Raw genomic sequence first — 15,742 nt, 5'->3', positions numbered from 1 at the left:
CTGACATGAAGTCCGCCAGTACATCCCAGCCTTACCGTTCTCCCGCCTGGCCTGCCGGCCTGCCTGGCACGCTGCATGTGCCGCAGACCAGCCTGTTCCACAACCTGGAAGTGGCCGCGCGGCGCTATCCCGGCAAGACGGCGATCCAGTATTTCGGCACCGCGATCACCTATGCGGAACTGCTGGATGACGTCGAACGGATGGCCGGCTATCTGCAGCAAAGCTGCGGCATTCAGCCCGGGGATAGGGTAGTGCTTTACAGCCAGAACGCCCCGCAGTTCATCGTGGCGTACTACGCCATCCTGCGTGCCGAGGCGGTGGTCGTGCCAGCCAATCCGATGTGGCTGGAAGCCGAACTGGAGCATGTGGTTGCCGATAGCGGGGCGGTGGCCGCGTTCTGCGGCAGCGAATTGTATGAGCGCGTCGCGTCGCTGCATGGCAAGGCGCTGCGTCATGTGATCACGTACCACTACGCGGGGATGCTGCGCGACGATGGTGGCCTGCCGGTTCCGGCCTGGCTGCGCGAGCCTGCTCCCGCGTCGCGCGCGGCCCCAGGTGGCGCCATGCCAGTGGACTGGGACACCGCGCGCAATGCTGGCCAGCGTCCGCGCGCGCACGAGGCTGGCTACAACACGCTTTGCATGCTGGCATATACCTCCGGCACCACGGGCAATCCCAAGGGCTGCATGCATACCCACGGCACCATGATGAGTTCCGCGGTGGGCTCGCAAGTCTGGCGCAGCAGTTCGCCGGAATCGGTGGTGCTCGCGGTGGCGCCGATGTTCCACCTGCTCGGCATGCAGAACTGCATGCATTCGCCGATCTACCTGGGTGCCACCGTGGTGCTGATGCCGCGCTGGGACCGCGCGCTTGCCGCCGATCTGATCGAGCGCTACCGCGTCTCGGCCTGGGGCGCGCCGCCGGCCATGCTGGTGGACTTTTTCGCGCAGCCCGATGTGGCCCGGCGTGACCTTTCCAGCCTGGCTTTTCTGGGTGGCGGTGGCGCGGCCATGCCCGACGCGGTGGCCAATATGTTGCAGGAACGCTTCGGCCTGCCGTACGTCGAGGCCTATGGCATGACCGAGACCGCGTCGTTCCTGCTGTCCAACCCGCGCCAGAAGCCCAAGCGTGAGTGCCTGGGCATTGCCACCTTCGGCGTGGATGCCCGCGTGGTGGACCCCGAATCGCTCGCCGAACTGCCGCAGGGCGAGATCGGCGAGATCGTCGTCCACGGCGGTCAGGTGATGCAGGGCTACTGGAACAACCCGCAGGCCAATGCGGAATCCTTCATCGAAATCGCCGGCAAGCGCTTTCTACGCACCGGCGACCTCGGTTTCATGGATGAAGAAGGCTATTTCTTCATGCGCGACCGCCTCAAGCGCATGATCAACGCGTCCGGCTTCAAGGTCTGGCCGGCCGAGGTGGAAAACCTGCTCTACGGCCACCCGGCCATCCACGAGGCCTGCGTGATCGCCGCGCGCGATGAGCATCGCGGCGAAACGGTCAAGGCCGTGGTGGCGCTGCGCCCCGAATCGCGCGGCACGCCGGAGGCCGATGCGGAACGCATCATGGCCTGGTGCCGCGAGCGTTTGGCGGCCTACAAGGTGCCGCGCATCGTCGAGTTCGTGGACGCGCTGCCCAAATCGGCCACCGGCAAGATCCAGTGGCGGGCGCTGCAGGAAGACGCCATGCGGGCATAGGGGGGGAGGCCGGTGTATCCGGCGTATCCGGCGTATCCGACGTATCCGGCGTACCGAATCCAGTTCTTGAGAGAGACAGCTTCATGCAAACGAGCAGACGAACCTGGCTGGCGCAAGCCGGCACCCTGGCGGGCGCCGCCATGCTGGGCGGCGTTGGCCAGGCACTGGCCCAGCCCAGCTACCCGAGCAAGCCGATCCGGCTGGTCGTGCCGTATCCGGCCGGCGGCGGCACCGATACTGTGGGCCGCATGATCGGCCAGCGGCTGGCCGAAGCCTGGGGCCAGCCCGTGGTCGTCGACAACAAGCCCGGCGCCAGTGGCATGCTGGGCAACGATACCGTGGCCAAGGCCGCGCCCGATGGCTACACGGTGCTGCTGGCCATCACCGCGCTGATCCAGTCGCCCAGCCTTTACAAGCGTATGCCGTATGACGTGAACAAGGATTTCACGCCGGTCTCGCTGATTGCCAAATCGTCCGACCTGTTTGTCGTGCCCAACCGCGTTCCGGCCAGCACGCTACGTGAATTCATCGCGCTGGCCAAGGCCGGCAAGCTCAGTTACGGTTCATACGGCAACGGGACTTCGTCGCATCTGCACGGCGAGCTCCTACGGCAGCAGACCGGCGTCGAACTGACACATATTCCGTACAAGGGGGCTGCGCCCTTGCTCAACGATCTGCTCGGCGGCCAGGTGGATTCGGCTTTCGTCGATGTGACATCGGCGTATCCGTACCTGACCAGCGGCAAATTCAAGATCCTGGGCATTACCGGTACCCTGCGCTACAAGGCGATTCCGAACGTGCCGACGTTCGCGGAGCAGGGCTTGCCGGGATTTGAGCCTAGCGGATGGTTTGCGCTGTTCCTGCCCGCCAATGCGCCGAAAGACGTGACCAGCCGTATGGCCGCCGAGGTGGCGCGTATCGTCAAGCTGCCTGAAATCAGCCAGAAGCTGGCGGGTATGGGCCTGCAACCGGTCGGGTCGGCGCCGCAGGAACTGGCGGCGGTGGTCTCGGGTGATATGCCCAAGTGGGCCAAGATCGTGCAGGACGCCCATATCCAGCTCGACTGAACACCGTCGGATCACGCGCGGTTTATCGGACACGTTCCGATGTTTGGCGGAGAGGTCCCAGCCCATGGCCGCCAGTGGCCCGTGATGGCCTTTCCAACAATAAGACGCGGAGGTCGTGCACGACCTCGCGTGCGAACGCCTCACATCCGCGCCGGGAAGCGGCGCATCGTTGAAGATCGCGCGAAATTCCAGGGGTTTGCCAGTTGGCACGATATCGCGGGGCAGGGTCTTGCCCTGAAACGTCTTTTCGCTGCCGATCAGGCGCGCGTAGACCATTGGCTTCACCACGCCAATGCGGTGCCGTGTCCAATTCTTGACGACGTATGACGATTCGGTGGCCAGTGCTGTTTCGCCTTGGCGCAGCATTTGTTTGGTCACGTCCCAGGCATTTCATATGCCGTATGCGACACATGTGGCGGTGTCTCTAGTAACGTTCTTTCTTCGTAAGTGAGAATAAGTTACATTTGCATCTGATGCGAATCCGAAATTCCTGAACCGCCGTGCAGCACGGCGGTGCCCGCCGCAGTGTCTATGTTCACCAGGTTGCCTCTTCTACTTGCCGTTTTTCCTGCCTATCAGGCTTGGGATCTCAATCAGCTCGTCCATAGCGGGGCGCCGTCAGTTGGCGGCGTATGTCCTGGAAGACCTGATGACACCCGCTGCGGTGAGATGAGGTAGTCGTGATGGATCCAGGTACCCGTTCGCAGGTCGATGTCCTTTACAGCCGGCATCACGCATGGCTGCAAGGCTGGCTGTTGCGAAAGATCGGCAATGCATGCGATGCGGCGGACATCGCCCAGGATGTATTCGTCAGGGTGCTTCACAGGAAAGTCGTCGAGATCCGTGAGCCGCGCACCTACCTGGGCACCATTGCCAATGGGCTGGTCATCGATTTCTGGCGGCGGCGGGAACTTGAGCAAGCATGGCTGGAGACGCTGGCTCAATTGCCGGAAGCACATACGCCATCGCCCGAAAGCCGTCTGCACTTCCTGCAGACGTTGATCGAGATCGATCAGATGCTCGATACGCTGAAGCCGAACGCGCGCACGGCATTCCTGCTGGCGCAGCTCGACGGCCTGACTTGCCCGCAGATCGCGGAGCGCATTGGCATGTCGCTGGCGACCGTCGAGCGGTACATCAGCCAGGCGCTGCGCCGATGCTACGCGTTGCAGTTCGGCGCTTAGCAACCGGCACAAGCACAGGGCGCAAAGATGTCCAGTTCGCAAGCCGATTTGCCGTCAGAAGTCATTGATGCGGCCATTGATTGGGCCATCCGCCTGCTGTTCAATGAACCCAGCGACGAGATGCGCCAGCGCTTTCTGGTCTGGGAGGGCGCGGATCCCCGGCACCGGCTGGCATGGCAACGCATCCAATCACTACGCGATGGATTCCCCCGTGTGCCGGCGACGCTGGCTGTGGAGACGCTCCGCAACGCCGAGACCATTCGCGGCCGCCGCCAGGCAGGGCGCCGCCAGGCGATCAAGTTGCTGGCTCTGGGTGGCGTATCGGCGTTTGGGTTGTCCATGGCCTATCGCGAATCGCCATGGAGAAGCTGGGCCGCCGACGTGCATACCGGCGTGGGCGAGCAACGCAGGCTGGCGCTGGAAGATGGCACGGTCGTCGTGCTCAACACCGAGACCGCCCTCGATATTCGCTTCGATGGCCAACATCGCGACGTGTTGCTTCGGCGTGGCGAAATTCTGGTCACGACTGGGCACGACGGCGACGCAGCGCGGCCATTCCGTGTGCAAACGCCGTTCGGCGCGATGCGCGCGCTCGGAACACGTTTCGCGGTGCGGCTCGAAGCGGATCGCGCGTGTGTCAGCGTGCAGCAGGGCGCGGTCGCGCTGCACGACGGCAAAGCGCCATCGCAAGCCGTTGCCACACCGGGCACGACCTGGACGATGACGCAGGACACGAGCGCATTGAGCGATGCCGCCGCGCTGTCGCCCGACAGCTGGGCCAACGGGCTGCTATCCGGCAGCAACATGCGCCTGGCCGACGTGCTTGCGGAGCTGGCCCGCTATCGCCACGGGCGCATCGATTGCGATCCCGCCGTGGCGGATCTGGTCATCTCGGGTGCGTACCGCATCGACGATACGGATCGCACGCTGCGTTTTCTGGAGAAGGCGCTGCCAATCCGGGTGTCGTACTTCACGCGCTACTGGGTTCGCGTCGGGCCCAGGGTGCATGCCTGAGACAGGGTGATGTAAAAAAAATCGAGATGAATTGAGGGGATTGGACGACCTGTCCGGCTTGGATTGTAGGAACCCTCTTCAATCCGCTCTGGACTTCGCAACCATGTCGTCACACCGATCCCGCCATCTGTCATCCCGCACCAGCACCCAGTCCGCATGCCTCCCTTCGCCCAAGCCACTTGCTGCCGCACTCCATCAGGCGATGCTCTGCCTTGCCGTCGGCTCGGGTGCCATGTCGATCAACGCCATCGCGCAGACTTCCACGGACAAGGCTCCGGAAACCACCCTTCCCGCAGTGACGGTGAGCGCCGTGGCCGCCAGTGATTCCACCGATCTCCCGGCAGCCTATGCGGGCGGGCAAACCGCGCGCGGCGGCCGCCTCGGGATGCTCGGCAACCGTGGCAGCCTGGATACCCCGTTCTCCACCACCAGCTACACGGCCCAGCGCATCGAGGATCAACAGGCCGTGACCCTGGCCGACGTGCTCAACGCGGACCCTTCGATTCGTTTCACCGGCCAGACTGGCGGTGTCACCGACTCGTTCATGATTCGCGGCTTCCCGATCAATGAAGGCAACCTGTCGGAAGTCGCGTTCGACGGCGTGTATGGCGTTTCGCCGAACTACCATCTCTTTCCTGAATACATGGAGCGCGTCGAGGTCCTCAAGGGGCCGGCCGCGATGCTCTACGGGATGTCGCCCAACAGCGGTGTGGGGGGCGTGGTGAACCTCGTTCCCAAGCGGGCGGGTGCCACGGACCTGACACGCTTCACGCTCGACTATGCATCGGACGCCCAAGTGGGCGGGGCCGTTGACTTGAGCCGTCGCTGGGGCAACGACAAGGAGTGGGGCGTTCGCTTCAATGGCTTGCACCGCCAGGGGCCCACGCCGCTGGACAACCAGAAGTCACGCAGCGAGGTGGCGGCCGTATCGCTTGACTATCACGGCGACCGTCTGCGGGCATCGCTCGACCTGATCGAGCAGTACCAGTGGATCGATGCGCCGACGCGCCCGTTTCTGGTGGCTCCTGGCATCGAAGTGCCGGCGGCACCCGATGGTCGGCGTAACGTCACGCAGCCTTGGGGATGGTGGAAGTCCAACGACGTCTCGACGCTGTTGCGCGTCGAATATGACGTGGCGGACAACGTCACTGTCTATGCCGATGCCGGCGGGACGCGGTCCGACGTGTCCCGCCTCTCGGACCAGACCCCGACAATCCTCAACGCGGCAGGCGATACTTCCGCCGCAGTGCAAAACTGGAGGTTTCAGATCAACCGGATGTCGTTCGATACCGGCGTGCGCGCGAAGTTCGACACCGGTCCGGTCAAGCATGCACTTGCATTGCAGGCCAATCTCTACTCGGATCGTATTGCCAACGCCAACGTCGCGGGAACGCCGGTCCGTTCGAATATCTACAACCCGGTGGTGGGCCCCGAGCAGTCGATCGCGCCGCCGAGCTTTGTTCCCAAGGTGTCGGATTCCACGCTCTCCGGCGTAGCCCTGGTCGACACGGTCAGCACCATGGATGATCGCGTGGCCTTGACGCTTGGCTTGCGGTATCAACAGGTCGAGTCGAACAACTACAACACCGCAACCGGCGCAAAGTCGTCCTCGTATGACGAGAACGCTGTGACGCCGCTGGCCGGCATCGTCTTCAGGCCATGGCGCAATGTTTCCTTCTATGCGAACTATGTCGAGGGGCTGAGCAAGGGTGATATCGCACCGGCCACTGCTTCGAATGCAGGTCAGGTATTCGCCCCCTACAAGACGAGGCAGCAAGAGGTCGGCGTCAAGGTCGATGCCGGATCCATCATGGCCACGCTGGCAGCCTTCCGCATGACCAAGCCGAGCGGCCAGTTGTTCGGCACGGTTTACGCTGTGGACAGCGAACAACGAAATCAGGGGCTGGAACTGACTGTCTCTGGCGAAGTGGTGCGGCGTGTTCGGCTGCTGGGCGGCATTACCTGGCTGGACGGCAAGCTGACCAAGACCAATAGCACTGCGACGCAGGGCAACCGGCCGGTGGGCGTACCGGACTTCATGGCCAATCTTGGCGCCGAATGGGACCTGCCGTGGCTGCAGGGCCTGACATTGACTGGCGCGCTCAATTACACGGGCCGCACCTACGTCAACCAGGCCAACACGCAGTCGGTGCCGTCGTGGACCACCGTCGACTTTGGGGCTCGCTACCGGACGAAGGTGTCGGGCAAGACCACCACGTTCCGGGCCACGGTCATCAATGCCTTCGACAAGCATTACTGGTCGGGCGTGGCTTCCTACAGCACGATCTCGCAGGGCGCGCCGCGCACGTTCCTCGGCTCGGTGACGGTGGACTTCTGATGCAGGGCCCATGCAGATAGGCTGCCGCCAAATCCTGCTCGGGATCGCTCTCGCGACGGCAATCATCCTGGATGCCCGGGACTGTCCGGCCGCTGGTTCCGTGCAAGGGGCGGCGGCCGAGGCTCGCACTTACTCGATACCACCCGGTCCGCTGGACGCGGCGCTCATACAGTTCGCCACGGCATCGAAGATGGACCTGGCCTTCGATGCCGACGCGCTGCGGAAGCTGCACAGCGCGGGGCTGACGGGGCTGCATACGATTGCCGACGGCATCGGGATCCTGCTCCACGAGACTGGCTATTACGCCGTCGACTTGCGCGATGGAGGGTATCTGATTCGCAAGACCTCTGCCGCCGACACGCAGGCGGAAGCCGCGCAGACATTACCCACGGTGACCGTAGTCGGCCAGGCCTATCGCACCGATGTGTCGCAGGGCGCGGAAGCCGGTCATGGAATCGCCGGCAAGGTGAATCTGGGAGCCCTGGGAAGCATAGGCGGCATGGACTCGCCAGTCAGTACCCGGGTTTTCGACGCGCGCGAGATCCGGGACCAGCAGGCGCATAGCGTGGCCGATGTCGTGGATAACGATGCTTCGGTTCGCTCGGTCAGCAAGCCGGGCGGCATTCTCGACGCCTTCACGATTCGCGGATTTCCGTACAGCAACGGTAACTTCGGTGAAATTGCGTTCGATGGCGTCTACGGCATCGCGTCCAACTATCGCGTTGCGACGGGGTACGTCGAGCGGGTGGAGCTGATCAAGGGCCCCGCCACACTGCTCTACGGCATGTCACCTGGCGGCAGCGTGGGCGGCGCCATCAACATCGCGCCGAAGAGGGCAGGGGACGCGGACGTGACCGAGGCTGCTGCGGACTATGGCTCGTTGTCCCAGTTTGGCGCGAACATCGATGTGGGCAGGCGGCTCGGCGGCGACCGTGCGTTCGGCATTCGCTTCAATGGTGGCTACCGCGGTGGTGATACCGCTCTGGACAACCAGCATCGCGATGCCGGCTCAGGGGCGCTGGCTTTCGACTATCGCGGCAGTCAGTTGCGCGCGAGCCTCGATGTCATCGCCCAGTATGAGCGGATATCGGCGCCGTTCCGGCTGCTGCATATCGTTGCGGGTATCGACGTGCCAGCGGCGCCGGACGGCCATCGCAACATATCTCAGCCATGGGAGTCTTCGGAAATCCATGATGGCGCGACATTGGCGCGGGTTGCCTACGACGTTGACGAGAACACGCAGGTGTTCGCCCACGTCGGAGGTGGCCGCACACGCGTGGCGCGCGTTTTCGCCATCACGCCGACGATCATCAACGAGGCGGGAGACGTATCCGTATCCGATACGAACTACCGATTCGACGTGGCACGCACTAGCGCCGAAGCCGGTATGCGATGGCGGGTTGCCATCGGCCCGATGACGCATCGTATTGTACTGTCGGCCAGCGGCTACAGGGACCGGCTCAATCGCGGACTCGTGAGCTCTGCGATCACGTCGCTTACCAATCTCTACGATCCGGTGCCGCTACCTCCCCAGTCGATTGCCGATCCCGCCAGCGTGCCCAAGGTGTCGTCGACGTACCTGACAGGGTTGTCCCTTGTCGACACGGTATCGACAAGGGATGAGTCCTTGCAGTTGACGGCCGGATTTCGCTATCAGCGCATTCGTTCCGACAACTTCAACCCGGAAGGCGTTGTGATCGAGCACTACGACGCGGGTGCGTTAGCCCCTCTGCTCGGTATCGTGTTCAAGCCGAACCAGGCCGTATCACTCTACGCGCACCGCATTGACGGACTCAGCAAAGGAGGTGTCGCGCCGACAAGCGCGGCAAACGCAGGGGAGGTGATGGCACCTTACCGTTCTACCCAGTACGAGGCCGGGGTCAGGCTCGCGCGGCAGGACCTTGAAGCGACCATCAGCGCTTTCCAGATCAGCAGGCCTGTTGGCGTGATGAGTGGGGCGAGTTTTGCGGTCGACGGCGAGCAGCGTAACCGCGGACTGGAACTTGGCGTACGACACGAGTTGCTGCCAGGCGTGCGCGTCAACGCCGGTGCGATGTGGCTCGACGCGACGATCTCGGGGAGTCCAACGCTGTCTGGAAAGACCCCGGTCGGCGTGCCATCGTGGCAACTCAATCTTGGCGCGGAATGGGACGTCCGCCAGATTCCAGGCCTGACGCTGGTCACTGCCGTCTCTAGCAACGGTGCGCAGTATGTGGATGCGGCGAATACTCAGCTTGTGCCATCGTGGACTCGCTGGGACCTGGGAATGCGATATCGCGTGAGTGGCGCGCGCTACCCCGCGACAGTGCGTCTTGCTATTCGCAACGTTCTGGGAAGACGAGGATGGGCCGCCGTTGATGCCTACGGAGGGCTGGCTCAAGCTGATCCACGGGTCGCATTGGTCTCAGTAACTGCCAGCTTCTGATTGTCAGTTACCAATGGGACATCAACCTAAGCCCACCCGCCAGGCTTGCCTAATGTCGCGACCATATGCAGCTTCCTCAATCAAATAGTTGCCCCATCATCCATTTAACATAATATACATTATGTTTTTGATTGTGTAGCGGCTACATGCTAATGTCGGGCTACAGCCAGATAGAAATGTCGGGGTTGGCCATGCTGTCGACTTTGCGATTCACCGCACGGAGGCAACGCGATGGCACGTCCAGACCTGACATTGTCACGGTCATAGTCTGCGGCGGCGTCGCCCCGTCCTTTTGAGGCGGGAAACCGGCCGCGAGCAAGTCGCCGGCTGGCCACTGGTCGCTCGACGTTGGGCGGCGGCGACCAGCCACCCTCATGCGACTCGCCTGAGCAGTTCGGGCAGACAGTTGGCAAATTCTGGCTGAATGGCACTGATCGGCTTGGTGATGGCCGGGTTGCCGGCCGGCACCGCATGGGAAATTCATCTGCGGTGCGGCGCCAACGAATGGATGGCTCCATGCACGAAAGAGTTCGTGGCGCCCAACGACACGTTTTTAAGGTGCAACAGCATTTGGTGAGCGGCGAGTCTACTGCGAAAGCCCGCTGCCTTGCCCCTAAGTCACCCGGCTGAGGCCGATGCGTGCCTCATCAGCGATGGCACGCCGGCACGCCAGTCGAAAAACAAGGTGCAAGCAAGCAGCTATAAGCTGCGAGAAAGCGCTTTTCCCTTATCTGCCGTGGCACTTCTTGAACTTCTTGCCGCTGCCACAAGGGCACGGGTCGTTGCGGCCGGGCTGGTCGCCCTTCACCACGGCCTCCACGCGCGGACCCAGGCTTTTCCAGATCTGGCGCAGGTCGTAGACAGCCCAGATCGCCTCGCCGAAGGTTTCCACGCGCGCCTGGCTGGTGCTGGGCGGGCCATCCTCGCTGTACATGCAGACCTCGGGCTGGCCGGTGTCGTCCTCGGTCAGGGCGACGATGCTGTCGAGCGCGTTGTCCAGCCACTGGGCGGCCTCCTTGTCGCGCGGGGCGGCCCAGTCCTCGGGCCAGTTCTCCACCGCGAACATGAAGCCCAGCGCCCACACCTGGCCAAACGACGGGATTTCCCGCCCATCCATCTCGGCGCGCTCTTCCTGGGGCAAGCTCAAGATGGCGCCGCGGATGTCCATGGCCTCGGGATGGAAGGTGCGTTCGTCCTCCAGCGTCTCCACGGGCTGGTCGAGCTGGTGCTCCACCTCGTTCCACCGGCGCTGCCACAGCTCCATAAAGCGGGTCTGCTGGGCCGCTTCATGGAACGCGGGCAGCAACGGCAGCGGGCTGCCCTCGGCCACATCGAGCGCCGCGCCGTCGCCCAGCAGCATGGGCAGGTAGTCGGCAGCGGGGATGCGGCGGCGCGTGCAGACCAAGGCCGTGAGAAAGCCATCGCAGAACTCCCATTGCGGGATTTCCTCAGCGCGCTGACGCAGGTCGTCCAGCAGATCGTCAAGCTCTTGGAGTTCATCGGGTGTCAGGGCGGTGGCTTCGGTCATGGAGCGGGTTCTCTCGGTGCGGGGTGGGGATGCGCTGGACGCATCGCCGCGAAGTATAGCGCCGCCCCATTGCAGAAGTGCGTCGTACGACGTGCAAGACCGTGCCGTTTCGGCACCGCGCGCCAAGCCGGGTGGATCCCCGCGGCCGTTCGCCGGAGCGGCGGCCGCTCCCGAGTGGCTCCTGTTGGTCGGTAGCAGCCGGTCCCACCATGCCATACTCGAATCCGCTGCCCGGATGGGTCGATGTCCCAGAACGGCCAAACTCGGTCATTGCGTATGGATTCGCGAGCGTCCGTTGTGCAGTCACGAAGCGACGGCGACTAGGGCTGCGGCCGCTCATATACACGACTCGACCTGAACGTGAAGGAGCACTTCCGATGAATCAGCTGACTATGGAGCGTGCCATCGAAGAATCTCCTTTTGGCAAACAACTAATTCCACAAACCGCCCCGCCCTGCGTCCGCGGCATGCCATTCGGCGCTCTCGAGTCACGAGCGCTTTCGTCCGCTACACGAGCCGCTCGATGCGCTGACGACGCCAGCTCCAGTTGAAGTACATCGACTGGAGCAGCAGCATGGACCCGAATCCCACGGTGTAAGCCCACCATATCCCGGAAATTCCGATGCGACTGTGCAGCCAATAGGCGAACGGAACCTCCACTCCCAGGATCGATACCATGCCAAGCATCGCGGGCCACAAAACCGTACCGCTAGCGCGCATCGCGCCGACAACTACGTTGGCTGCACCCAGTATCACGACACTCCAGGCAACTGTGCGCAGCAAATCCTGAGCGAGGGAGGCAGTGGGGCCATCCGTCAAGAACAGCGAAATGACCGCAGGAGCCATGAAGTACACGATGGAAACTACGGCACCTGTGACCACGATGTTCAGCCAGAGGCCGGCCCGCACAATGTCGAGGACACGCTGGTTGCGACCTGCGCCGATTGCATGCGCCGACAGAACCGTAGCAGTGATGCCCAGGGACATCGCGGGCAACTGAATCCAGCTCATGACCTGGTTCACGGCACCATAGGCCGCAGTTGCGTTGTAGCCATGGCCATTGACGAGGCCAAGCAGCACGATCTCGGCCAATGCCGCCGTGAACATTTGAAGCGACGACGGAATGCCGATACGCAACATGCGCTGTACCGTGGGCAAGTCGAAGCGGATCTGGCAAAGCAGTTCGACATTTGGTGCCAGTGGATGCGAAGTGCGAAGCCAGCGGAGAGCCATCCACGCTAGCGCCAGCGCAAACGCGACCAGCGTCGAGACGGCCGCACTGGCCACCCCTAATCGAGGCATGCCACCCCAGCCGCGAATCAGGGCTGGTGTACATATCATGGTGATGATGGTTGCCACGGCCAATGTCCACAATGGCGAGACGGCATCACCAACTCCCCGACTCATCGAAGTCATCAGCCACAGCAGAATGATGAGTGGTGAGCCAACAAACATGATGCGTGCATACAGCGTGGCCTCGGGCAGGATGTCTGGCGACGTTCCCAGCCCCTGCAGCAACGATGAAGCGAACACGCCGCCCGCGACGCTGACGACAATGCCTGTGGTCAGTGCCAATGCAATGGCGGTTCCTGCGATGGAGCGCACCTTCTCCAGGTTGCCTGCCCCCCATGCCTGGCCGATCAGCACCGTGGCACCTGTACTCAATCCTATGATGATCGCCAGGAGCATGAAGAACGCCGGAAAGAATGCCGAGACGGCCGCTATGGCCTGAACGCCGAGCATCTGCCCCAGGTAGATGCCATCTATGGTTCCGGCCGCAACCTGCAGCGTGTTTGTCAGAATCATTGGTAGCAGGATGGCCAGGTATGTACGCCACAGCGGGCGGGAGGTTGCTGGAGCGGCGGGTGCGATTGACGAACTGGAGGTCATTTTCTTTTTCTGGACAAAGGGCTCCCCGCCCGGATTGACAGCAGACCGTCCGAGAAAGGGCACTAGCGGGTTAATGGAGTGACTCGGTGTCTATGCCGAAGGGCTGTCCCCGACTCCCGAAAGCGGCAGCAGCGGCGAGTCGTCGATCGCCGCCGGGCGGTGGCCTATACCCGCGAGACAAGCCTTGCGAGACACAAAGGCGAGGATCGACCCTACGATGGTCGGGCGAACAGGCCTCTTGGCAACACGGCGGTTGCCACCGGAACACGTGAGGGAGTTGGACTTGTCTGGTGACATGGTGGCGAGGTGAGATTTGATGACACGAATTGTACCCGGATAAAAATCTCCGTCAATATTACCCGGGTAAAAAAATACTATTGGGAAAAGGTGACCCTGGTTTGGGGCCCCTTCCTGTGGAGCCCCCCACGACGTTCCTCTACTACTCATCGTCCCGTGCTTAGTAGTCCCAGCCGTTCTTTGATCACCGGCTTCCAAGGCACCGTTAGCACCCCAAGCTCTGATCAGAGCTAGCGCGAAGCTGACAGCGTCGGCAGCAATCGAGCCAATCGCAGTCGCTCAGGCTCGCGTCCCAAGCCCTTGCGTGGGAGGGCCGAAGGCTGAGACCGGTCAAAAGTGGACATTCGCAACGGCTGCTCGATAGCGGTCGCCCGAAGCGAAGATCGCTCCGCAATGGGATGAAGGGAAGATCAATGTTCCGAGCGTTTGCTGGGCCTACCAGCTCGTGGCAGGAATCGTGGCAGGAAAAGCGGGACCTTCTTGGCCCCGGTGTTCCTGCCGTCCTTGTACTCTGTCTGGTTAAGAGGCATGTCCGGCAATGCAGCCGGAACGAGACCGCCCTGCACTCCGGACAAACGCTGCCCGAGCAAAGGTGAATTGCAGGGGCATATGCCCGCCCACGGCCAGGAAAGGATGGTCCAGGCGCGTTGCGCCTTATAGCCGGCCGCCTACCATGTGAATTTCACACCCACCCGCACCGCGTACTTGTAAAAGCGCTGCGCTCCCCATGAGACCGAGACATTGGTCCAGCCTGTCCAGTGTTTGCGGAAGTCCGCTTTCATGCCGAGCCTGAGCTCATGGCGATTTTCGGGGTACACGCTGCCCAGCGGCAACTCGTTGGAGCTGAAGTTGCTGCTGGCGGTGGCGTGCCACCAGTTGAGGGTGAGGCAGGTCGCCTCAATGCGATTTGTTGAACCAGCCGTACTGGAGCCAGGTATCGGCATACACGTCGAGCTTGCTTTCATCGTTCCGGTACAAGGTGCCGCAGGCGCCCACGCTCCAGCCTTCCACCTTGCCGCGGGCGTTGGCGTCGGGAGGCGGCGCTGCGGGCGGTCTGACGGGCTGTTGAGTGTTCAGGCGCAGGTCGAGCGGCGACCCCTGCGCCGGCAGATCCGCGGCTACGGCCTTCCCAGCCGCCCCTCAGGGCCGTAGCATCTACGTTTCCCGCAATCTCGCGGCCCCGCGCCTTCGCCTCCTATGCCAGATCCCCGAGCGGCCTCCGCCGACTACACAGAATCTGCCCCCATGCTGCAGAGCATCCGCGCACATCTCGACGACCTGCTGCTCTTCATCCACGTGGTCGATGCCAGCGGATTCAGCGCCGCCGAGCGGCAGACCGGCATCGCCAAGTCGCGGCTGTCCCGACGGGTGGCGACACTCGAGCGCGCGCTCGGCGTGCGACTGCTGCACCGGTCGGGGCAAGTCTTCGGCCTCACGCCGGTTGGCGAGGCGGTGCTCGCGCACGCGCGGGAGGCGGCCGCGCACGTCGACAAGATCGGCGCCCTCACGCGCAGCGCCGTGGCGGAGCCATCCGGCGTGATCCACCTCCATACCTCCGTGCTGATCGCCGAGACCACGCTCCCTCCGATTCTGGCCGAGTTTGCGCGCACGCACCCGGGCGTGCAGGTGCAGTTGACGCTCTCGAATCGCTTTGTCGACCTGGCCGAGGAGCGACTGGACCTGGTCATCCGCGCGGCCGTTGTGCCGCTCGCCTCGGAGGACGTGATCGCCGTGCCGGTGGCGACGTCGGCGTCGATCGTCGTGGCCCATCCGTCGTTGCTGGAAGCCGACGGCCCGCCAGCGCGCCTCGACGAGTTGGCGGGCTACCCCTGCCTCGCGCAGGGCACACTCGCAAATCCGCGGCCATGGCAGTTCGTCGACGCAGACGACAAGCCGATCGATATTGCTGTCACGCCGGGCATTGTCGTGGATAACCTGCTGGCCATCCGCGAACTCGCGCTGCGCGGCGCCGGCATGGCGCAGTTGCCGGCTTATCTTTGCCAGGACGCCATCGTTGACGGCACGCTGGTGCCCGTGCTGGAAGCCGTGCGCTCCCGCCCGGCCACGCTGTACGCGATGTACCCGAGTCGACGCGGCATGACGTCCGCCGTGCGTGTGTTTCTCGAGTTGGTGCGCGCAAGGTGGCCGTCTGATCTGGCTACCGCCTGATCCCTCGTGTCCGGCGGGCCCGTTCCACTTCCGCAACGCCTCGTTGCAAACCACCGGCTTCCCGCCGCCGGGGCGAGTCGATAACGTTCTCCGTATCGACGGGCCTCATTCTCGCCCGCACCTTACCGGA

At 63.3% G+C, this 15,742-nt stretch carries 10 protein-coding genes; 7 read left to right on the top strand and 3 right to left on the bottom strand.

Annotated features, from left to right (window positions below; genetic code table 11):
• Positions 1-5 precede the first annotated feature (5 nt).
• The 6 genes from WD006_RS22280 (at position 6) to WD006_RS22255 (ending at position 9,728) form a co-directional block, all read left to right on the top strand.
• Positions 6-1,700: a long-chain fatty acid--CoA ligase gene (locus WD006_RS22280; RefSeq protein ID WP_060784157.1), complete on the top strand. Its 1,695-nt coding sequence runs from the start codon at positions 6-8 to the stop codon at positions 1,698-1,700.
• Between the two features lie 83 nt (positions 1,701-1,783).
• Positions 1,784-2,767, top strand: a complete 984-nt coding sequence (locus WD006_RS22275) for a Bug family tripartite tricarboxylate transporter substrate binding protein (protein ID WP_060784158.1) — start codon at positions 1,784-1,786, stop codon at positions 2,765-2,767.
• A 683-nt stretch (positions 2,768-3,450) separates the two neighbouring features.
• Positions 3,451-3,951 carry a sigma-70 family RNA polymerase sigma factor gene (locus tag WD006_RS22270; protein WP_008643876.1) on the top strand — a complete coding sequence of 167 codons (501 nt, stop codon included), beginning with the start codon at positions 3,451-3,453 and terminating at the stop codon, positions 3,949-3,951.
• 27 nt (positions 3,952-3,978) lie between these two features.
• Complete coding sequence (locus WD006_RS22265) at positions 3,979-4,965, top strand: FecR domain-containing protein (RefSeq protein ID WP_011518958.1); 987 nt, start codon at positions 3,979-3,981, stop codon at positions 4,963-4,965.
• Between the two features lie 103 nt (positions 4,966-5,068).
• The gene (locus WD006_RS22260; protein ID WP_060784159.1) at positions 5,069-7,303 is read left to right on the top strand and encodes a TonB-dependent receptor; all 2,235 of its coding nucleotides are present in this window, start codon (positions 5,069-5,071) and stop codon (positions 7,301-7,303) included.
• A 10-nt stretch (positions 7,304-7,313) separates the two neighbouring features.
• Positions 7,314-9,728: a TonB-dependent receptor gene (locus WD006_RS22255; protein WP_060784160.1), complete on the top strand. Its 2,415-nt coding sequence runs from the start codon at positions 7,314-7,316 to the stop codon at positions 9,726-9,728.
• Between the two features lie 727 nt (positions 9,729-10,455).
• Here the strand turns inward: WD006_RS22255 and WD006_RS22250 are convergent.
• From WD006_RS22250 to WD006_RS22240, 3 genes are all read right to left on the bottom strand, one after another.
• Entirely contained in the window at positions 10,456-11,256 is an 801-nt protein-coding gene (locus WD006_RS22250) for a YecA family protein (RefSeq protein ID WP_029308995.1), read from the bottom strand.
• A 507-nt stretch (positions 11,257-11,763) separates the two neighbouring features.
• The gene (locus WD006_RS22245; protein ID WP_029308994.1) at positions 11,764-13,146 is read right to left on the bottom strand and encodes an MATE family efflux transporter; all 1,383 of its coding nucleotides are present in this window, start codon (positions 13,144-13,146) and stop codon (positions 11,764-11,766) included.
• 965 nt (positions 13,147-14,111) lie between these two features.
• Complete coding sequence (locus WD006_RS22240; RefSeq protein WP_324608818.1) at positions 14,112-14,408, bottom strand: autotransporter outer membrane beta-barrel domain-containing protein; 297 nt, start codon at positions 14,406-14,408, stop codon at positions 14,112-14,114.
• A gap of 280 nt (positions 14,409-14,688) precedes the next feature.
• Here WD006_RS22240 and WD006_RS22235 point away from each other — a divergent pair, with 280 nt between their 5' ends.
• Entirely contained in the window at positions 14,689-15,612 is a 924-nt protein-coding gene (locus WD006_RS22235; protein ID WP_029308992.1) for a LysR family transcriptional regulator, read from the top strand.
• Positions 15,613-15,742: the final 130 nt, after the last annotated feature.

The sequence above is a fragment of the Cupriavidus sp. Met-2 genome, from assembly GCF_049843575.1.
Classification (GTDB): domain Bacteria; phylum Pseudomonadota; class Gammaproteobacteria; order Burkholderiales; family Burkholderiaceae; genus Cupriavidus; species Cupriavidus metallidurans.
The sequence above is the reverse complement of the archived record's forward strand: the minus strand, read 5'-3'. Positions and strand labels throughout refer to the sequence as shown.

Coding starts and splice junctions, on each gene's coding strand:
- WD006_RS22275 (WP_060784158.1), top strand. CDS start 1,784: ATGCAAACGAGCAGACGAACCTGGCTGGCGCAAGCCGGCACCCTGGCG.
- WD006_RS22265 (WP_011518958.1), top strand. CDS start 3,979: ATGTCCAGTTCGCAAGCCGATTTGCCGTCAGAAGTCATTGATGCGGCC.
- WD006_RS22240 (WP_324608818.1), bottom strand. CDS start 14,408: ATGAAAGCAAGCTCGACGTGTATGCCGATACCTGGCTCCAGTACGGCT.
- WD006_RS22260 (WP_060784159.1), top strand. CDS start 5,069: ATGTCGTCACACCGATCCCGCCATCTGTCATCCCGCACCAGCACCCAG.
- WD006_RS22255 (WP_060784160.1), top strand. CDS start 7,314: ATGCAGATAGGCTGCCGCCAAATCCTGCTCGGGATCGCTCTCGCGACG.
- WD006_RS22245 (WP_029308994.1), bottom strand. CDS start 13,146: ATGACCTCCAGTTCGTCAATCGCACCCGCCGCTCCAGCAACCTCCCGC.
- WD006_RS22270 (WP_008643876.1), top strand. CDS start 3,451: ATGGATCCAGGTACCCGTTCGCAGGTCGATGTCCTTTACAGCCGGCAT.
- WD006_RS22280 (WP_060784157.1), top strand. CDS start 6: ATGAAGTCCGCCAGTACATCCCAGCCTTACCGTTCTCCCGCCTGGCCT.
- WD006_RS22235 (WP_029308992.1), top strand. CDS start 14,689: ATGCTGCAGAGCATCCGCGCACATCTCGACGACCTGCTGCTCTTCATC.
- WD006_RS22250 (WP_029308995.1), bottom strand. CDS start 11,256: ATGACCGAAGCCACCGCCCTGACACCCGATGAACTCCAAGAGCTTGAC.